Here is a 17,628-nt window from a genome sequence, read left to right on the forward strand (position 1 = left end):
GCACCCTGGGCGACCGGTAAGTGCGCCGCCGCGTATCGCGGCTTTCATGCCGGGCACGCTCCGTCAGCGAACGAGCACTTCCTGCATGCGGCGAATTTCAACCAGCCTCGCTTTTGCCTCGTGGTAGCCGCGATCGATTGCTTCGCCCGCGCGATGGAATTCCGAAAGACCGATGTCGTTGAGTTTCGGGTGCAGCGCCAGGTCCGGCGGGTCGCCGGCAAGCCGGGCGCGGGAAATCCGGTCCTGGATGATGTTGAAGGCCTGGACCATGACGCTGGTCATGCCGAGGCGCGACTGGTGCGGCGCTTCCTTGGCGGGCGCATCCAGGGATTCAGCGCCGGCGCTGTGTTTGACGACGGCCGAGCGGCCATAGAGATCGTAGTTGAGGTTCACCGCGACGACGAGTTGCTGCTCATGGGCGCGGCACACCGAAACCGGAACCGGATTGACGAGCGCGCCATCGATCAGCAAGCGTCCATTCGCCTTGATCGGCTCGAAGATGCCGGGCAGGGCGTAGGAGGCCCGGATCGCGGTGATCAGCGATCCCTTTTCAAGCCACACCTCGTGGCCGCTGTGAACTTCCGTTGCAACGGCAATGAACGGCCTGTCGAGGCCTTCGATGCTGAGGCCTTCCAGATGCTCCTGCATGCGCTTGGTGAGCCGCAGGCCGCCGAAAAGGCCGCCGCCGCCGATGGCGAAATCGAGCAGGCCGGCGATCCGGCGTACGGTGAGGGAGCGGGCGAAGGCTTCGAGTTCGTCGAGCTTGCCGGCAAGATAGCAGCCACCGACGAGCGCGCCGATCGAGGTGCCGGCGATCATGCCGACTTCGATGCCTTCTTCGTCGAGCGCGCGCAGCACGCCGATATGGGCCCAGCCGCGCGCGGCACCGCCGCCAAGCGCGATTGCGATCTTCGGTTTTTGCGGAGGTGGCGCCGGTTCAGGTGGCGTTGTCGAAATCGATGTTCCGTCCGGTCCGGACAGATCCGTAATCTGATTGTTACGCGTAAACGTCCAATTCAACATCCGGCACCTCCAACACCGCCGAATACTCCGCAGCGCGACACGTCGATGAGAATGCGCGAAGGTCGCTGTGGCAATTCATCGCTGACTAAACTTCCAGGGGTCGGGATTGATCCTGGAGAGAGGCAATTTCATGCGCGCGTCCTGGGGAGGCTCCGCCAAGCCGGCGCCGGTGCTGGCCTTGTCCGCTTCATTGCTGAAAGACTGGCACCTTTGTCTAAGGTATATCACCGATCCCACCGACGATTGCGGCACGACCGATAAACATTGGATACAGTTTGCAATACAGTTTGGAACGAGATCGTTCCGATTGCGCCGCATCCCTGCTTAAGGATTAGGCGCCCGGTTGGTTTCCAAAATATAAATATAGCATGCACCCGCGCCAAAAAGATGCGCGATGCTTAATTTTTATCATAGATCTCGGCGGGGTCGAAATGCCTGTGGTCGTCGGTGATTTTGACCGAGGCCTTGCCGTCTTCGGTGCCGACGGTGCGGTAGAAACAGGAGCGGCGGCCGGTATGGCAGGTCGCGTCGTGGCCGGCGACGGAAACCTTCAGCCAGATCGCATCCTGGTCGCAATCGGTGCGGATTTCCTTGACCGCCTGCAGGTTCCCGGAGCTTTCGCCCTTCTTCCAGAGGCTCTTGCGCGAGCGGCTGTAGTAGTGGGCCACGCCGGTCTCGATCGTCAGGGCCAGGGCCTCCGCGTTCATGTGGGCGACCATCAGCAACTCGCCGTCCCTGACGTCGGTGACGACGGCGGTGATCAGCCCCTTTTCATCAAAACGGGGAGTGAAGGCCGGACCGGTTTCCAGTTCGGCCTTGTCTGAGGAGGGAGCGTCGAAGGTGAGCGTCATGGAAAGGCTCCGTCTGTCGGAGCCTTACTTGAAGCCCCTGATCATCGTCATGAACCGCGCCTGCTCGGCCGGTTCCGTCTGGAAGGTACCCGTAAATGTGGTCGTCAGCGTTGTCGAGCCTTGCTTCTGCACGCCGCGCATCGCCATGCACATATGCTCGGCTTCGATCATCACGGCAACGCCGCGCGGGGCGAGCGATTCGTCGATCGCCCTGGCGATCTGCGCCGTCATCGATTCCTGCGTCTGCAGTCGGCGGCCGTAGATATCGACCACGCGGGCGATCTTCGACAGGCCGAGCACGCGCCCGTTCGGCAGGTATGCGACATGCGCCTTGCCGATGATAGGCACCATGTGGTGCTCGCAATGCGAATAGAACGGGATGTCCTTGACGAGCACCATATCGTCGTAGCCGGCAACCTCCTCGAAGGTGCGGCCAAGCACGTCTTCGGCAGCCAGATCATAACCGCTGAAAAGCTCGCGGTAGGACTTGGCCACGCGCGCGGGCGTATCCAAAAGCCCCTCGCGCTGCGGGTCTTCGCCAGCCCAGCGCAAAAGAACGCGCACCGCTTCCTCGGCCTCCTTCTGGGTGGGGCGGCCGCTCGCATCGTCGAGCACAGGAAAATTCTTCACTATGGCATCCATAATGGCCTCTTTTAGCAATACGGGATTGCTTGACGTTTTATCTTTCGGACAACTCGCCACTGGCCATTCGCCTAACCCTGCAGGCTTGGGTTCCGTTGGCGGGCTCCGGGGCTTTCCGGTCCTGGCTTAGCAGTGCACTGGACCTTCCGGCACGGTTTCCCAAACAACAGGCGACATTGTTCCTCTTGCGGAACTGTCGCCCCAACACGACATAGCATATAGTATGGTGCCATAGAGATGAAAGAGGCGGAGCGTGTCGCGTCGTGCTTTTTTCCCGTCTACCGGAGAAAATCATGCGTCGATCACTCAAAACCGCGAAAAATCAGTCGGATCGCGTCAAATGATGGATGACATCTACAACAGCCGAATTCTCGAATTCGCCGGCAACATTCCCCGTATCGGGACGCTCGGCGATGCCGATGCGGACGCGACGGCGCATTCCAAGCTGTGCGGCTCCAAGGTGCATATCTGGCTGAAGATGGATGGCGACGTCGTCACCGATTTTGCCCATGACGTCAAAGCCTGCGCGCTCGGCCAGGCGTCGTCCTCGATCATGGCGCGCCATGTCGTCGGCGCCGGGGCTGAGGAGATCCGCCAGGCGCGCGAAGACATGCTGGCTATGTTGAAGGCGGACGGTGAGGGGCCTTCGGGCCGTTTCGAGGATATGCGCTTCCTGCGTCCGGTGAAGGACTACAAGGCGCGCCACGCATCGACCATGCTAACCTTCGATGCGGTCGTCGATGCCATCGAGCAGATCGAGGCCAGGCGACTGCTCGCGGCCGTCTGAGATGTGCGGCGAACCGAATTGCCGACACGCTGCACATGAAAAGGCAGCGCCAGCGGTCCGTGGCCGAAACTGGTCGGGCCCCTTTCGCAAGACCCCCGGGCGGCTCGCCGGCATGGCGCTGATCCGCGCCTATCAGCTCACGCTTTCGAGCTTTATCGGCAATTCGTGCCGACACCTGCCGACCTGTTCGGAATATGGCTATGAGGCGATTGCCCGCCACGGCTTCTGGGCCGGAGGCTGGATGACGCTGTTTCGCGTGGCGCGCTGCGGGCCGGGCGGAACGCATGGTTTCGATCCTGTGCCGGAGCGGCTTGAACCGCGCCTCGTATGGTACGCGCCGTGGCGCTTTTGGCGGCCGCGGCCGAAGATTGGATGACCGCCATGCCCATGCCGATGGAGTATCGTCAGGCTTCCTTAGACTTCGAGCGCTTCCTTCTCGATGCCCGCGACTTGGCCGGGCTGCAGACGACGAACCAGGCCTATACGATGGTCCAGGCGGTACTGCAGACGTTTCGGCGCCGGCTCGAGATCGAGGATGCCATTCTGTTTGCCGACATCCTGCCGCCTGTCATCCGGGCGATCTTCGTTGCCGAGTGGGACCTTGAAGAGCCGCGGCTCCCGTTTTCGGGTCGCATCGCCATGACCCGCGAGGTACAGGCGCTGCGCCCGGATCACAATATTTCCCCGGACGGCGCCATTGCAGACGTCGCTGGCGCCTTGCGTCGCAACATCGACGAGGCGAAACTCGACCGGGTGCTCGCGCGGCTGCCGGCGGGCGCTGCGGATTTCTGGCGCGCCTGACAAGGGGAATGATGAACAGCTACGTCGCCTTGCTTTACAGCATCGTTCTCGGGCCCGGCCGCCGGGTCGTCATGGCTGACCTCAAGAAGATGGCTGAAGGGCTCGGCTATCAAGCGCCGCGGACGTTGGTCGCAACGGGCAATCTGGTGTTTCAGACCGGACAAACGTCCACTCGGGACCTCGAAATGCCGCTTGAGAAGGCCTTTGCCGAGACGTTTGGCCGGCACGTCGACATTCTTGTCCGGTCGGGCGCCGATTGGCAGACGCTTGCCGCAGCCAATCCCTTCCATGAGGAGGGCGAGGCGGACGCGACGCAGGTTCATGTCCGGGTGATGCGCGAACCTTTGACGGAAGCGGCGCTCCAAGGGCTTCGGCGCTACTGCACCGCCGGCGAGCGACTGGCGATCGTCGATGGCGATCTCTGGGTGCATTTCCCGGGCAAGGCGAGCGAATCGAAGCTGCTCGGCGCCATGACCACCAAGCGGCTGGGCATCGGGACGTTCCGCAACTGGAACACCGTGAAGGGGCTTTGCGAGATGCTGCGCAGCTAGCGTCCGCCGCAGCCTTTGCCTTTACTCACTTTCGAAAACCCTTTATCAGGCTACGGCGTATTTCCGCGGGTCGTCCTTCGGCTCGGGGAAAAACACGCAGCAAAAGCACTACAGCGATCTCTGCGCGTCTGACGGATGCGACGCTGTATCGTCAATTCACCGGCCTTGCCGGTCAACCATACCACCCGCATTCGTTGGCGGGACTGGATAGGAGATCACTATGTCGAATCCTGTTTCCCTTACATTTCCTGATGGCTCGGTGCGCGAATATCCCTTCGGCACGACCGGCCGCGACGTGGCAGAATCGATTTCGAAGTCGCTCGCCAAGAAGGCGGTTGCGATCGCGCTCGACGACGAGCTGCGCGATCTGTCCGATCCGGTGACTAATGGTCGCCTGGAAATCGTCGTTCGTGACGACAAGCGCTCGCTCGAACTGATCCGCCACGATGCCGCGCACGTGATGGCGGAGGCCGTTCAGGAACTGTGGCCAGGAACGCAGGTGACCATCGGCCCGGTCATCGACAACGGCTTCTATTACGACTTTGCCCGCAACGAGCCCTTCACGCCCGACGACCTGCCGCTCATTGAAAAGCGGATGAAGGAGATCATCGCCCGCAACAAGCCTTTCACCAAGGAAGTCTGGTCGCGCGATAAGGCCCGCCAGGTTTTTGCCGAAAAGGGCGAGGCCTACAAGGTCGAACTCGTCGACGCGATCCCCGAAGGGCAGGATCTCAAGATCTACTATCAGGGCGACTGGTTCGATCTTTGCCGCGGCCCGCACATGGCCTCGACCGGCCAGATCGGCACCGCCTTCAAGCTGATGAAGGTGGCCGGCGCCTATTGGCGCGGCGACAGCAACAACGCGATGCTGACCCGCATTTACGGCACCGCCTGGCACACCCAGGAAGAGCTCGACCAGTACCTGCACGTGCTCGCTGAAGCCGAAAAGCGCGACCACCGTCGCCTCGGCCGCGAAATGGACCTGTTCCATTTCCAGGAAGAAGGCCCGGGCGTCGTCTTTTGGCATGGCAAGGGCTGGCGCATGTTCCAGACGCTGGTTGCCTACATGCGTCGCCGGCTCGCCAACACCTATCAGGAAGTCAACGCGCCGCAGGTGCTCGACAAGTCGCTCTGGGAAACCTCGGGTCACTGGGGCTGGTACCGGGACAACATGTTCAAGGTGACCGTTGCCGGTGACGAGACCGACGACGAGCGCATCTTTGCGCTGAAGCCGATGAACTGCCCGGGCCATATCCAGATCTTCAAGCATGGCCTGAAGTCCTATCGCGAACTGCCGGTGCGCCTCGCCGAGTTCGGCAACGTTCATCGCTACGAGCCGTCGGGCGCGCTCCACGGGCTGATGCGCGTGCGCGGCTTCACCCAGGACGACGCGCATGTCTTCTGCACCGACGAGCAGATGGCGGAAGAATGCCTGCGCATCAACGACCTCATCCTCTCGGTCTACGAGGACTTCGGCTTCAAGGAAGTCGTGGTCAAGCTCTCCACCCGTCCGGACAAACGCGTCGGTTCCGATGAGCTATGGGATCGCGCCGAAAGCGTGATGACGGACGTCTTGAAGACGATCGAGGCGCAGTCGGAAGGCCGAATCAAGACCGGCATTCTGCCGGGCGAGGGCGCCTTCTACGGTCCGAAGTTCGAGTACACCCTGAAGGACGCGATCGGTCGCGAATGGCAGTGCGGCACGACCCAGGTCGACTTCAACCTGCCGGAGCGTTTCGGTGCCTTCTACATCGACAAGGAATCCGAAAAGCGCCAGCCGGTGATGATCCACCGCGCGATCTGCGGCTCGATGGAACGCTTCCTCGGCATCCTGATCGAGAACTTCGCCGGCCACATGCCGCTCTGGGTTTCGCCGCTGCAGGTCGTCGTCGCGACGATCACTTCGGAAGCCGACGACTACGGTCGCGAGGTTGCCGAACTCCTGCGTGATGCAGGGCTGACTGTAGAGACCGACTTCCGCAACGAGAAGATCAACTACAAGGTCCGCGAACATTCGGTCACGAAGGTTCCGGTCATCGTGGTCTGCGGCAAGCGCGAAGCCGAAGAGCGCTCGGTCAACATCCGCCGTCTGGGCTCGCAGGCCCAGACCGCCATGTCGCTCGACGAGGCGATTGCATCGCTTGCGCTCGAAGCCATGGCGCCGGATCTCAAGCGCAAGGCAGAAAAGAAAGCTCGGGGTTGAGACCCCGAGCACTTGCTTTGTCAGCAAACTGTCATATTAGCGGAATATCCGGATAAGATCGTATCCATCGGAGATTTCCGTGCAGTTCAAAGAGCTGTCCTACGCCAATGAGAACGACCGGCGCCTGAAGCGCTGGTTCATTCGCTCCATGGAAGGCCTGTCGGGCCGCAACCGCTATGCCAAGCTTTATACGCGCTGGCGGTCCGACATCGTCGGCAAGAGCGAGCGCGTCTTCGGGGAGATGTTGCAGCTCATCGATGTGACGCTGCAGACAAAAGGCGAGTGGCCGCCGCGGAACCTGCCCGATACGCCGATCGTCATCATCGCCAATCATCCTTTCGGCATCGGCGACGGCATCGCCGTGCTGGCGCTTGCCGAACAGCTCGGCCGTCCCTTCCGCGTCCTCATCAACAACGAACTGCTGAAGGTGCCGGAAATGGCGCCTTACTCGCTGCCGGTATCGTTCGAAGAGACGAAGGAGGCGCTGGCCGTCAACATGGCGACACGCCATGAAGCGCTGCGACTGCTGAAGGAAGGCGTGACCATCGTCATCTTCCCGGCCGGCGGCGTGGCGACCGCGCCGAAGGGTTTTGGTCGGGCCGAGGACCTGCCGTGGAAGATCTTTCCGGCAAAGCTCATTCAGGCGGCGCGGGCGAGCGTGATCCCGATCTACTTCGAAGGGCAGAACGGCCCGTTCTTCCACCTGGCGAGCAAGATTTCACTGACGCTGAGACTGTCGCTCTTGATCCGCGAATTCCGGCGTCTGTCCGGAACGACGATCGCGGCGCGCATCGGCGGCGTGCTCACGCCCGAGGATCTCTGTGCCTGTGGCGATCGCAAGGACCTTTTGGCGCGCATCTATGAAGCGGTCTTTTCCATGGCGCCGCCGCGTCGGCGGTTCATGCGACGGGCAGGCTGACGTTAGGTCAACTGCGTTCCGTTACGTCGAAGCTCAGTCCTGTGCTTCCGACACAACGCTCGCATTGGTGTTCGCATTGTTGCCGCCGCTGCTGAGCAGCACTTCCACGTCCATATTGACGCCGGCCTTCACGGTGAAGTCGCGCTCGTAGATCTTGTCCTTGTAGCGCGCCACGGCGGAATAGCTGCCTTCGAGCAGGACCTGCGTCGGGAAGGCGCCGTTGGCTTCGCTCACCGTATCGCCGGCGGAGGTGAGGATCGTCCAGGCGGTGTTGGCGATCGCTTCGCCGCCCGGTTCCGAAACCAGCTTGAGCGTGAGCTTGGCGGCGCGGTGCTGCATGGTTGCTTCGGTCAGCTTGCCCGCTTCGACCTGGATGTCTGCCGCGGTCGAGGCGTTGGTCGTGCCGCCATAGCTGGAGGTCACGTGATAGGTTCCGGCACCCAGCCGGACCACCGTGTTCGGCTTGACGTCCTCGACAATGAGCGCCCGTTCGCCGTCGCTCTTGGTGTCGGCGGAATAGACGTCGAAGCTGAGTTCGGCCGGTGGGATGCGCACGTCGCTGCCGGAGACCGCATTGAGCTTCATGCCGCCGGCATCGAGCACCAGCACCTGCTTGTCGAGCGCGCCTTGCTCCGGCACGCGGACCTTGCGCGTGGCCGAGGCGCGTCCAAAGGAGACATTGACGAAATATTCGCCCGGTACCAGATTGAACGCTGTCGAGCCGCCTTCCGACGTTGCGAGAAGCGGCAGCTTGCCGTCGCTTCCGGGGATCGGGCTGAACACACGCCAGGTGAGCCCAGCTTCGACCGGTCCGCCTTTTTCGGTCAGCAGCGCCTCGAGCTTGATATCCTTCAGCGTGCCGTCCGCCAGCGGATCCGATGTCATCGGGCTGAAGCCCGTCAGCTTCGGCATCTTGCGCGGGCCGGCGATCGAGGGGAAACTTTCAAACGCCTGGGTCGCATCCTCTGCGAACACATTTCCCGTAGCGGTGCCGGCGACAAGGATCGCAAGACCGGTCTGAAGGAAAATACGAGAGCGTGCACGCATGAGAACAGTTGACTTCCTGACTGAGTGACTCCACTTGGGACGCCGGTATGGCATTTTCGTGGCTGCCTGTGGGGCGGCAAATTAGTGGAATTCATCTGACATGAAAACCGAAATTAAGCTCGTCGACTACCTGACGTCCCGTCGCTCCATCCCCGCTTTCCAGATGGGAGGTCCCGGTCCCGGCAAGGCCGAGGTCGAGGAAATGCTGAAGCTTGCTTCGCGCGTGCCGGACCACGGCAAACTCGCGCCCTGGCGCTTCATCGTCTATCGCGGCGAGGAGAGGGTACGCATCAGCGCCAAGCTGAAGGCAATGGCGCTTGAGCTGAAGCCGGATCTGTCGGAAGAGATGATCAAGGTGGAGGAAACTCGCCTGTCGCGTGCGCCTGTGGTCGTCGCCGTCGTCAGCACCGCCGCGCCGCATTTCAAGATCCCGGAATGGGAACAGGTCATGTCCGCTGGTGCCGTCTGCCTCAACCTGCTGATGGCCGCCAACGCCCTCGGTTACGCATCCAACTGGCTGACCGAGTGGTATGCTTTCGACGAGCGCGCCTATCCGCTGCTGGGCGTGAAGCCGGGCGAGAAAATTGCTGGCTTCATCCATATCGGTACCGCCATGGTGCCACCGACGGAGCGGCCGCGGCCGGAGCTGGCCGAGATCGTCACCTGGGTTGGCGAGGAAGCCTGATGTTTTACGATACGACCTCGAACAGTCACGGTCTGCCGCATGATCCTTTCAAGGCGATTGTTTCGCCGCGGCCGATCGGTTGGATTGGCACGCGGTCGGCCGAGGGCGCGCTGAACCTCGCGCCCTATTCCTTCTTCAATGCCATCAGCGACCGGCCGAAGCTCGTGATGTTTTCATCGAGCGGCTATAAGGATTCGGTTCGCAACATCGAGGCAACCGGCGAGTTCACGGCGAGCTTCGCCAGCCGTGACCTGGCGGCCGCCATCAACAAGACGTCGATCCCGGCGCCGCATGGCGAGAGCGAATTCGAGATCGCCGGATTGACGCCGGTCGACGGCGCGCTGGTTGGGGCGCCGTTCGTCGGTGAAGCCTATGCCGCGCTCGAATGCCGGATGACCGAGATGTTCCAGCCCAAGGATCTGGATGGTGCATTGTCCGACAACTACGTCGTCATCGGCCAGGTCGTCGGCATCCACATTCGCGAAGATGCGATCCGCGATGGCCGTTTCGACATGGCGACGGTCAAGCCGCTCGCCCGCCTCGGCTACATGGACTATTGCGACGGCGGCGACGTCTTCCAGATGACCCGCCCGACGCGCTGACGGTTACCGCGCCGGCTCGGCGTCATACGCTGCCGGCGATGACTGCTTGCTCGGGCGAGCGGCAGACGACCGAAGCGAATCCGTCGTTACTGCTTTGTGAAAGCGCCCAGCGTGTGGCTGCAGCATCGGCGGTGGGCGGCAGCACCTCATAGGCGCGGATGCCGGCGTCATGGGCCCTTAGCACCACATTGGCGCGACCCGCGAGCACGGGCGCGGCCACGCCCTGATGCGCGGCACTCGCCGGCTCCTTGCAGCCGACTGCCTTTGCCAGCGCCGAGCCGTTGAAGATCAATCCTTCCAGTCGCTGCGAGCACCCCGCCAGTGTGTGCGGCGACAGCAGGCCTTCGGGTGCTGCGCCGTATTCGGCGTAAATCCGGGTGCGATTGGCTGGAAGGCCAATCCTTGCTTCGGCAACCCGCAGCATCACGTCGAGCTTCTGTATGTCCGCGCGGCCGCGGCATCCGGTAAGCACGACGCCATCGATGCCGCTATCAAGCAGCCGGTGTACGTCGTCTTCATGGAGCAGCCCTACCGGTTCCACACAGGCGAGCAGCGCGAGATCGCGTCCTTCCATCCGGGCGAGGCCAAGACGCGTTTCGTGGCCGAGGCCGGCAGTCAGGATCAGCCCAGCCAATGTGTTGAGAACGCTCACGTCCAGGCTAAGCGCGTCGTCGTCCGCAAACAGCAGCGGCCTTATGGTTTGGAGGCGGTTAACAGACATGGTGAACCAATCTTAAACCTTTGCTCGCTAGGCTCAGAACATCGGTGGCATTGGCGTGGTCTAGTGGGGCGTAGGTGATCATACAAGCATTTCTTCGCTGGGTGGAAACGGCGAGAACAGGCGAACGCATTCGCGCCGCCAGCGCGCTCGGCCGCGCCTATGTTGACGCGCAACTGAATGGCCTCGATCGTCGCGCCGCCGAGATGGCGATGACCTTCCTGCTGGACGATCCGTCGCCCAAAGTTCGCCTTGCCTTGGCCGAAGTCCTTTGCGGTTGCTCTTCCGTGCCGCGCGCCATCATTCTTGGTCTTGCCGGGGACCAGCCTGAAATTGCCTATCTCGTCGTTTCGCATTCTCCCGTCCTGACCGACGACGACCTGGTCGACCTCGCGGCTCGGGGAACGCTGGAGACCCGCGCGCTGATCGCGGCGCGCAGTTTCGTTTCGCGCGGGGTCGCCGCTGCGATCGCCGAAATCGGCGACGAAGACGAAATGCTGATCCTGCTCGAAAACCCCGGCGCTCTTCTGTCGCGCCGTTCGCTGAAGCGCATTGCCGAGCGTCTTGGCCATTCGGCTTCGGTTCGTGACCTGCTTCTTGCGCGCAACGACCTGCCGAGTGCCGCCCGCCACGCGCTTGTCGAAGAAGTCGGTGCAGCACTTGCCGCCTTCGGCCTCGTACAGGTGACGATTGGAGAAGGTCGCGTGCAGCGGGTCACCCGCGAAGCCTGCGATATCGCCGCCGTCGGCATGGTTGGAACGACGGCCGTCGAGGAGCTGCCGGACCTCGTCACGCATCTGCGCGAGACCGGCCGCCTGACGCCCGCCTTCCTGCTGCATGCGCTCGTGACCGGCCGTGCAGAGTTTTTCTCGGCCGCAATCGTCGACCTCTCCGGCGTCAGCGAAAAACGCGTGCGTTCCATCCTGTCCGGTGGGCGCGTCCACTCGATCCGTGCCCTGTTCGAAAGCGCCGGGCTCGGCCGCGACGTCAGCGAGACGTTTGCGACAGCGGTCCTCCTGTGGCGTCAGGACGGGCCGGGTTCAATCGGCGGCCACGCGACGGTCTCGGCAGAACTGCTCGTGCGCCTGCGACGTGGACGGGCAACATCGCCGACCGACGCAGCGATGATCGATCTGCTCGAGCGCCTGGCATTCGCCGAGGAACGCCAGTCGGCCCGTGACTACGCGGAACTTGCCGCACGCCAGGCCGCCTGATCGCGACCCGCTTTAGCGAGGAATGGACCCATGAACGCGAGGACCGCGACCGTTGCCGTGACCGGAATCGGCGGTTTTGTCGGACGGCACGTCGCGCTCGCCTTGCTGCGCGAAGGTTATCCTGTGCACGGCACGGTTCGCGCGCTCGGGCGCGCCGAGGAGATCGAGCGATCCATTCGCGCGGCCGGTGGTACGGATGCCGCGCGCCTGACGTTTGGAGAGGCGGATCTCCTGGAGGAGCGGGGCTGGGCTGAGGCCTTTGCCGAGGTTTCCTACGTCGTCCACACCGCCTCGCCATTTCCGGTTCGCTTGCCTGCCAATGAAGATGAGCTGATCGGGCCGGCCCGTGACGGCACGCTGCGTGTGCTCAGGGCAGCCCATGCGGCCGGTGCCAAACGCGTCGTGCTCACGTCGTCGGTCGCCGCGGTCATCTACGGGGCAGGGCGCGCGCCGTTTACGGAGGACGATTGGACCGATCCGCAGTCATCGCTTGCGACACCCTACTACCGCTCCAAGACCTTCGCCGAACGCGCGGCCTGGGACTATGCGGCTGACAGCGGCCTGGAGCTTGTGGTCATCAATCCCGGAATCGTCCTCGGGCCGGTTCTTGGCCATGAGATCGGCACATCCGTCGCCGTGGTGCGCAACCTGCTCAAGGGGAACTATCCCGCCTTGCCGAAGTTCGCCGTGCCGGTTGTCGACGTCCGCGACGTGGCGGATGCGCATGTGCAGGCCTTAAGCGTCGCCGCAGCGGCAGGCGAGCGTTTCCTGATTGCGGGAGAGGCGCTTTCCCTTGCGGATATCACGGCCATCCTCCGGCGCAGGTTCCCTGAACATGCGGGCAGGCTTCCGAGGTTCGTGCTGCCCAATTGGCTGGCAGGGCTTGCCGCCCCCTTCGATGCGGGCCTGCGCCTCATCGTGCGCGAACTCGGGCATGACCCCCGCATTTCCAACGAAAAGGCGCGCCGTGTTCTCGGGTGGCAGCCGCGCTCTGCCGAAGAGGCCGTCGTGGCCTCGGCGAACAGCCTGATTTCGGCCGGCCTCGTCTGAGGCGTGCTTGGCGCGTCAGTCGGTAAAGCGGCGCGCGACCCAGGAATAGCCATCTTCGACATAGCGCACCGGCTTCGTGACGATGGTCTTCAGCTTCTCCCGATCGGGGATGGCGCCCGACAGGAAAGCCAGCGTGCGTTTCGGCAATCCTTGCTCGGGTTCCGGCTCCGCTGCCGGAACGGGCAGCGCCTGGTTCTGCTGGGCGCCCGGTGGCGGCGCGGGGATTTCGGCGACGCTGGGCGCCGAGCTCTCGCATACCGCAACGACGACCGGATAGTTCGCATTGGAAAACTTCGGCAGTTGCGCGTTCGAAGCCGTGTCGCACTGCGCGATCGATGGCCAACTGCCGTTGACCGTCGAGATGTACTGGCATTGGCTGACGTCGTGGTCGCAGCCGAGAATGGTCATGACTATCAGCGCCGCTTGCATCGCATTCCCATCGTCTTTGCAGGTTGTGGTGGATCAACCTATGCCTGCATGATTCTCCTCGAAATAGGGCGATGCTGCCGGCAGCGCGGAACAAATTGTTTCAGCCTGTTAGGCGGATTGATGGGGAGGCATACGAGCCTGCGCCATTTGACGTATTGGTCCGGGCGTAGGCCGGCGGTAGTTTGGCGCAAAACCACGCCTGAATGAAAAGGACGACCGATTGCCTGCCGTAATCATAGCCCAGGAGACGCCGCGCCAAGCTGAAGTTCTGCGTCTCCTGGAACTCTCTGACGCCTACGCCGCCTCGCTCTACCCCGCCGAGAGCAATCACATGGTCGATCTGTCGAACCTGGAAAAGCCGGAGGTATCGTTCTTCGTCGCACGGCGTGGCGGCGATACCGTCGGCTGCTGCGCCCTGGTTGATGCCGGTGACGGGACTGCGGAAATCAAGCGCATGTTCGTCGATCCCGAGGCGAGGGGGCTGAGGGTCGGCAAGTTGTTGCTGCAGGCGCTGGAGGTGCGCGCGGCGCAACTCGGACTGGTGGCAATCCGCCTCGAAACAGGCATCTATCAGCCCGAAGCGATAGGCCTTTACAAGGCGGCCGGCTACGTCGAGCGCCCGCCGTTCGGGGGGTATCAGCCGGATCCGCTGAGCCTCTTCATGGAGAAGCCCGTTCACGTTGCGTAAGCTCGAGCGGCCTTCAAACCCTGAATACAGAAACGGCGGCCTGTGAGCCGCCGTTTCTGTATGGATTATTGTGATCCTGCTTGCCGGCAGAAAGCCGGCTCAGATGTCCAGGTTGTCCGCAAAGACAGCGCGCTCCTGGATGAAGCGGAAGCGGGCATCCGCCTTCGTGCCCATCAGGTTGTCGACCGCTTCGCGCGTGCCCTCGAAATCGACATCGTCGATCTCGACCTTGAGCAGCGTGCGGAACTTCGGATCCATCGTCGTTTCCTTGAGCTGCGCCGGCAGCATCTCGCCGAGACCTTTGAAGCGGCCGATCTCGACCTTGCCGCGACCGGCAAACTCGGTGCGCATCAGCTCCTCGCGGTGCGCGTCGTCGCGGGCATAGAGCGTCCTTGCGCCCTGGCTGATGCGATAGAGCGGCGGCACGGCGAGATAGAGGTGACCGCCGCGGATCAGTTCGGGCATCTCCTGGTAGAAGAAGGTAATCAGCAGCGAGGCGATATGTGCGCCGTCGACGTCGGCGTCGGTCATGACGACGATGCGCTCGTAGCGCAGATCCTCTTCCCGGTACTTGCTGCGGGTGCCGCAGCCAAGCGCCTGGATGAGGTCGGCAATCTGCTGGTTGGCGCCGAGCTTTTCTCGACCAGCGCTCGCCACGTTGAGGATCTTGCCGCGCAAGGGCAGGATCGCCTGGTTGGCGCGGTTGCGCGCCTGCTTCGCCGAGCCGCCTGCTGAGTCCCCTTCGACGATGAAGAGTTCGGCGCCTTCAGCGGTGTTCTGCGAGCAGTCGGCAAGCTTGCCGGGCAGGCGCAGCTTGCGCACGGCCGTCTTGCGGTTGACTTCCTTTTCCTTGCGCCGGCGCACGCGCTCCTCGGCGCGCTCGACCACCCAGTCGAGCAGCTTGTCGGCCTCGGCCGGATTGTCGGTAAGGTAATGGTCGAAGGGATCGCGCAGCGCATTTTCGACGATGCGTTGTGCTTCGACTGTCGCTAGCTTGTCCTTGGTCTGGCCGACGAATTCCGGTTCGCGGATGAACACGGACAGCATTCCGGCGGCCGAGATCATCACGTCATCGGTGGTGATGAGCGCTGCACGCTTGTTCTGCTTCAGCTCGGCATAGTTCTTCAGTCCCTTGGTCAGCGCGATGCGGAAGCCCGCCTCGTGTGTACCACCCTCAGGCGTCGGAATGGTGTTGCAGTAGGAATGAACCTGCTGGTCGCCGCCATACCAGGTGACCGCCCATTCTAGCGAACCGTGACCGTTGGCCTTCTCCGATTTGCCGGCGAAGATCTCGCGGGTAACGGTGAATTCCTTGCCGAGCGTCGCCGCCAGGTAGTCCTTCAGGCCGCCCGGGAAGTGGAAGACGGCCTTGTCCGGGATCTCCGAACCTTCCTGCAGCAATGACGGATCGCAGGACCAGCGGATCTCGACGCCACCGAAGAGATAGGCTTTCGAGCGCGCCATGCGGAAAAGCCGGCCGGGCTCGAAATGCGCGTGCGGTCCGAAAATATCCGGGTCCGGATGGAAGCGGACGCGCGTGCCGCGGCGATTGTGCACGTCGCCGAGTTCCTCGAGCCCGCCCTGCGGAATACCGCGGGAGAAGCGCTGGCGATAGAGCTTGCGATTGCGGGCGACCTCGACTTCGAGCGCGTCGGAGAGTGCGTTGACGACGGATACGCCGACGCCGTGCAGACCGCCCGAGGTCTCGTAGGCCTTGCCATCGAACTTGCCGCCGGCATGGAGCACCGTCATGACGACTTCGAGCGTCGACTTGCCGGGGAATTTCGGATGGTTTTCGACCGGGATGCCGCGGCCGTTGTCGGTGACTGTCAGGAACCCGTCCGCGTCGAGATGGACCTCGATGAAGTTCGCATGGCCGGCGACCGCTTCGTCCATCGAGTTGTCGATGACTTCGGCAAAGAGATGGTGCAGCGCCTTCTCGTCGGTGCCGCCGATATACATGCCCGGGCGACGACGGACCGGCTCAAGGCCCTCGAGCACCTCGATCGCCGACGCATCGTAATCGCTGCCATCGCTGCCTTTCGGGGCAGGGCGCGGCTCTTCGCGCGCGATGGGGGCTGCAGCCACGGCCGGCTTGGCGCTCGGCTGTACGGCCTTCGGTTGCTCGGGCATTGAGAAGAGGTCGCTGTTGTCGTCCATGGGGCCGTTCGGATCGTTCCTGTCGTTCGGGAATGCCAGAGGCCATAGCAAGCCCCAGGCTCTGCCGCCATCCCCCGGCGGTCGAATCACCTGAATTCTGCCAGACTCTCACAGGATACGCGAACAAAAGGAGAATTTCTGGCGCCGGCCGCCGATGATTTTTCGCACGAACGGCCGTGTTTCGGGCCAAGTGTTGCTTTGCGGTGCGGCCAATGGCAAGGCTTGCGGCGAAAGAGGGAGCCCGTCATTTGGCCGTGTCCACAGTTGTTTTTCCGTTTCGTGCCTGCCTGTTCGCCCTAGCCTTGGCAATTGCCGCCTCGTCGGCAGAGGCGCAGACGCTCAAGCCCTACAAGGACGATCTGTTCTCCTATGCCAAGGTGCTCGACCAGGAGGATGGTGGTGACGACCTGACGGTCGACTACCAGGAACTGCGGGATATCAACGAACGCGACGAAATCCCGGAACGCCGGGTGAAGCGCGCCTATGTGTCGCTTGGCGTGAAGAACGAGCAGGTCAATGAAACGCTCGATATCGGTGGCCGCGCGCTCGACGTGACCCGTGTCGGCCCCGATCGCGGCGCCAGCTTCTCGGTCATCTTCATCCATGGCCGCAGCGGCGACCGTCGGCTCGGTGCCAACGACTTTTCCTTCGGTGGAAACTTCAACCGGCTGAAGAACCTCGCCGTCGCCAATGGCGGCGTCTACTACGCCCCGAGCGTCCGCTCCTTCGATACGGCAGGTGCCGCCGATATCGCCGGCCTGGTTCGATACGCGTCCGAACGTTCCGGAGGCCGTCCGGTCGTGCTCGCCTGCGCCTCGATGGGAAGCTTCATCTGCTGGGGTGTCTCGCGCGACGCCTCCGCCGTCGCAGCACTCTCCGGCATGATGGTCATGGGCGGCGTCAGTGATCCGGACTTCACGAAAAGTGCCGCCTACAAGGCGAAGCTGCCGATGTTCTTCAGCCATGGAAGCCGTGACAGCGTCTATCCCGCCGAAGGCCAGAAGGCGCTCTATCGCTCTCTCAAGGCCAAGGGCTATCCGACGCGCTTCGTGCTTTTCGAAACCGGCTCGCACGGAACGCCGGTGCGCATGACCGACTGGCGCGATGCGCTGAACTGGATCGGCAGCCGCTAATGCATGTCGCGCAAAAGTGTGCAGCGGTTTTGCTGCAGCGACATGCATCAAAACAAGAGCCTAAGGCCTGGTGCGTGAATCTTCGTTCACGCGACAGGCGATAGGCGTCGCCCTGCTGCTGCGGA

General features: G+C 62.8%; 19 protein-coding genes. 12 read left to right on the plus strand and 7 right to left on the minus strand.

All coding sequences use genetic code 11. The annotated features are described in order from the left end of the window. Positions 1-63: 63 nt before the first annotated feature. The 3 genes from FA04_RS05825 to folE all read right to left on the minus strand — a co-directional run bounded on the left by FA04_RS05825 (position 64) and on the right by folE (position 2,516). Positions 64-1,023: a patatin-like phospholipase family protein gene (locus tag FA04_RS05825; protein WP_034795962.1), complete on the minus strand. Its 960-nt coding sequence runs from the start codon at positions 1,021-1,023 to the stop codon at positions 64-66. Positions 1,024-1,421: 398 nt separating this feature from the next. After that, positions 1,422-1,874: a phosphoribosyl-AMP cyclohydrolase gene (gene hisI / locus FA04_RS05830; RefSeq protein WP_034795960.1), complete on the minus strand. Its 453-nt coding sequence runs from the start codon at positions 1,872-1,874 to the stop codon at positions 1,422-1,424. A gap of 24 nt (positions 1,875-1,898) precedes the next feature. Continuing rightward, positions 1,899-2,516: a GTP cyclohydrolase I FolE gene (gene folE / locus FA04_RS05835; RefSeq protein ID WP_034795957.1), complete on the minus strand. Its 618-nt coding sequence runs from the start codon at positions 2,514-2,516 to the stop codon at positions 1,899-1,901. A gap of 340 nt (positions 2,517-2,856) precedes the next feature. On the opposite strand from folE, the gene FA04_RS05840 reads away from it, so the two are divergent. The 6 genes from FA04_RS05840 to FA04_RS05865 all read left to right on the plus strand — a co-directional run bounded on the left by FA04_RS05840 (position 2,857) and on the right by FA04_RS05865 (position 7,777). Further along, positions 2,857-3,303, plus strand: coding sequence for an iron-sulfur cluster assembly scaffold protein (locus FA04_RS05840; RefSeq protein ID WP_034795955.1), 447 nt, complete (start codon positions 2,857-2,859; stop codon positions 3,301-3,303). Position 3,304: 1 nt separating this feature from the next. After that, complete coding sequence (yidD, locus tag FA04_RS05845) at positions 3,305-3,679, plus strand: membrane protein insertion efficiency factor YidD (protein ID WP_034795951.1); 375 nt, start codon at positions 3,305-3,307, stop codon at positions 3,677-3,679. Continuing rightward, positions 3,676-4,104, plus strand: a complete 429-nt coding sequence (locus FA04_RS05850) for a DUF2267 domain-containing protein (RefSeq protein ID WP_034795948.1) — start codon at positions 3,676-3,678, stop codon at positions 4,102-4,104. The genes yidD and FA04_RS05850 overlap by 4 nt, the downstream gene beginning before the upstream one ends. An 11-nt stretch (positions 4,105-4,115) precedes the next feature. Then, complete coding sequence (locus FA04_RS05855; protein WP_034796039.1) at positions 4,116-4,655, plus strand: DUF1697 domain-containing protein; 540 nt, start codon at positions 4,116-4,118, stop codon at positions 4,653-4,655. 220 nt (positions 4,656-4,875) lie between these two features. Then, positions 4,876-6,858, plus strand: coding sequence for a threonine--tRNA ligase (thrS, locus tag FA04_RS05860; protein ID WP_034795946.1), 1,983 nt, complete (start codon positions 4,876-4,878; stop codon positions 6,856-6,858). Between the two features lie 79 nt (positions 6,859-6,937). After that, positions 6,938-7,777, plus strand: coding sequence for a lysophospholipid acyltransferase family protein (locus FA04_RS05865; RefSeq protein ID WP_034795943.1), 840 nt, complete (start codon positions 6,938-6,940; stop codon positions 7,775-7,777). Between the two features lie 33 nt (positions 7,778-7,810). Here the strand turns inward: FA04_RS05865 and FA04_RS05870 are convergent, their stop codons facing one another. Beyond that, the gene (locus FA04_RS05870; RefSeq protein ID WP_034795940.1) at positions 7,811-8,824 is read right to left on the minus strand and encodes a hypothetical protein; all 1,014 of its coding nucleotides are present in this window, start codon (positions 8,822-8,824) and stop codon (positions 7,811-7,813) included. Positions 8,825-8,924: 100 nt separating this feature from the next. On the opposite strand from FA04_RS05870, the gene FA04_RS05875 reads away from it, so the two are divergent. Together FA04_RS05875 and FA04_RS05880 are read left to right on the plus strand one after the other, a co-directional pair. Beyond that, complete coding sequence (locus FA04_RS05875; protein ID WP_034795936.1) at positions 8,925-9,509, plus strand: nitroreductase family protein; 585 nt, start codon at positions 8,925-8,927, stop codon at positions 9,507-9,509. Then, positions 9,509-10,111 carry a flavin reductase family protein gene (locus tag FA04_RS05880; RefSeq protein WP_034795932.1) on the plus strand — a complete coding sequence of 201 codons (603 nt, stop codon included), beginning with the start codon at positions 9,509-9,511 and terminating at the stop codon, positions 10,109-10,111. The genes FA04_RS05875 and FA04_RS05880 overlap by 1 nt, the downstream gene beginning before the upstream one ends. 22 nt (positions 10,112-10,133) lie before the next feature. Here the strand turns inward: FA04_RS05880 and FA04_RS05885 are convergent, their stop codons facing one another. Further along, the gene (locus FA04_RS05885) at positions 10,134-10,832 is read right to left on the minus strand and encodes a hypothetical protein (protein ID WP_034795930.1); all 699 of its coding nucleotides are present in this window, start codon (positions 10,830-10,832) and stop codon (positions 10,134-10,136) included. 74 nt (positions 10,833-10,906) lie between these two features. Here FA04_RS05885 and FA04_RS05890 point away from each other — a divergent pair, with 74 nt between their 5' ends. Both FA04_RS05890 and FA04_RS05895 read left to right on the plus strand, forming a co-directional pair. Continuing rightward, complete coding sequence (locus tag FA04_RS05890) at positions 10,907-12,043, plus strand: DUF2336 domain-containing protein (RefSeq protein ID WP_034795928.1); 1,137 nt, start codon at positions 10,907-10,909, stop codon at positions 12,041-12,043. A 30-nt stretch (positions 12,044-12,073) separates the two neighbouring features. After that, a complete protein-coding gene (locus FA04_RS05895) occupies positions 12,074-13,093 on the plus strand; it encodes an SDR family oxidoreductase (RefSeq protein ID WP_034795925.1) in 1,020 nt (339 codons plus the stop codon). Between the two features lie 15 nt (positions 13,094-13,108). Here the strand turns inward: FA04_RS05895 and FA04_RS05900 are convergent, their stop codons facing one another. Next, positions 13,109-13,522 (minus strand): hypothetical protein, encoded by a 414-nt coding sequence (locus FA04_RS05900; RefSeq protein ID WP_034795922.1) that lies wholly within the window; start codon positions 13,520-13,522, stop codon positions 13,109-13,111. A gap of 220 nt (positions 13,523-13,742) precedes the next feature. Here FA04_RS05900 and FA04_RS05905 point away from each other — a divergent pair, with 220 nt between their 5' ends. Then, on the plus strand, positions 13,743-14,210 hold the full coding sequence (locus FA04_RS05905; protein WP_034795918.1) for a GNAT family N-acetyltransferase: 468 nt from the start codon (positions 13,743-13,745) through the stop codon (positions 14,208-14,210). Between the two features lie 99 nt (positions 14,211-14,309). Here the strand turns inward: FA04_RS05905 and parE are convergent, their stop codons facing one another. After that, a complete protein-coding gene (gene parE / locus FA04_RS05910; protein WP_034795915.1) occupies positions 14,310-16,370 on the minus strand; it encodes a DNA topoisomerase IV subunit B in 2,061 nt (686 codons plus the stop codon). Between the two features lie 212 nt (positions 16,371-16,582). Between parE and FA04_RS05915 the strand changes: the two genes are divergently transcribed. After that, positions 16,583-17,503 carry an alpha/beta hydrolase gene (locus tag FA04_RS05915; RefSeq protein ID WP_063979520.1) on the plus strand — a complete coding sequence of 307 codons (921 nt, stop codon included), beginning with the start codon at positions 16,583-16,585 and terminating at the stop codon, positions 17,501-17,503. Positions 17,504-17,628: the final 125 nt, after the last annotated feature.

Source organism: Ensifer adhaerens (genome assembly GCF_000697965.2).
Taxonomy (GTDB): domain Bacteria; phylum Pseudomonadota; class Alphaproteobacteria; order Rhizobiales; family Rhizobiaceae; genus Ensifer; species Ensifer adhaerens.

Bases quoted from the DNA above. Each gene is read 5' to 3' on its own strand.
- FA04_RS05900 (WP_034795922.1), bottom strand. From the start codon at position 13,522: ATGCAAGCGGCGCTGATAGTCATGACCATTCTCGGCTGCGACCACGAC.
- FA04_RS05850 (WP_034795948.1), top strand. From the start codon at position 3,676: ATGACCGCCATGCCCATGCCGATGGAGTATCGTCAGGCTTCCTTAGAC.
- FA04_RS05875 (WP_034795936.1), top strand. From the start codon at position 8,925: ATGAAAACCGAAATTAAGCTCGTCGACTACCTGACGTCCCGTCGCTCC.
- FA04_RS05885 (WP_034795930.1), bottom strand. From the start codon at position 10,832: ATGTCTGTTAACCGCCTCCAAACCATAAGGCCGCTGCTGTTTGCGGAC.
- hisI (WP_034795960.1), bottom strand. From the start codon at position 1,874: ATGACGCTCACCTTCGACGCTCCCTCCTCAGACAAGGCCGAACTGGAA.
- FA04_RS05880 (WP_034795932.1), top strand. From the start codon at position 9,509: ATGTTTTACGATACGACCTCGAACAGTCACGGTCTGCCGCATGATCCT.
- FA04_RS05895 (WP_034795925.1), top strand. From the start codon at position 12,074: ATGAACGCGAGGACCGCGACCGTTGCCGTGACCGGAATCGGCGGTTTT.
- FA04_RS05855 (WP_034796039.1), top strand. From the start codon at position 4,116: ATGAACAGCTACGTCGCCTTGCTTTACAGCATCGTTCTCGGGCCCGGC.
- FA04_RS05915 (WP_063979520.1), top strand. From the start codon at position 16,583: ATGGCAAGGCTTGCGGCGAAAGAGGGAGCCCGTCATTTGGCCGTGTCC.
- FA04_RS05840 (WP_034795955.1), top strand. From the start codon at position 2,857: ATGATGGATGACATCTACAACAGCCGAATTCTCGAATTCGCCGGCAAC.
- parE (WP_034795915.1), bottom strand. From the start codon at position 16,370: ATGGACGACAACAGCGACCTCTTCTCAATGCCCGAGCAACCGAAGGCC.
- thrS (WP_034795946.1), top strand. From the start codon at position 4,876: ATGTCGAATCCTGTTTCCCTTACATTTCCTGATGGCTCGGTGCGCGAA.
- FA04_RS05825 (WP_034795962.1), bottom strand. From the start codon at position 1,023: ATGTTGAATTGGACGTTTACGCGTAACAATCAGATTACGGATCTGTCC.
- folE (WP_034795957.1), bottom strand. From the start codon at position 2,516: ATGGATGCCATAGTGAAGAATTTTCCTGTGCTCGACGATGCGAGCGGC.
- yidD (WP_034795951.1), top strand. From the start codon at position 3,305: ATGTGCGGCGAACCGAATTGCCGACACGCTGCACATGAAAAGGCAGCG.
- FA04_RS05870 (WP_034795940.1), bottom strand. From the start codon at position 8,824: ATGCGTGCACGCTCTCGTATTTTCCTTCAGACCGGTCTTGCGATCCTT.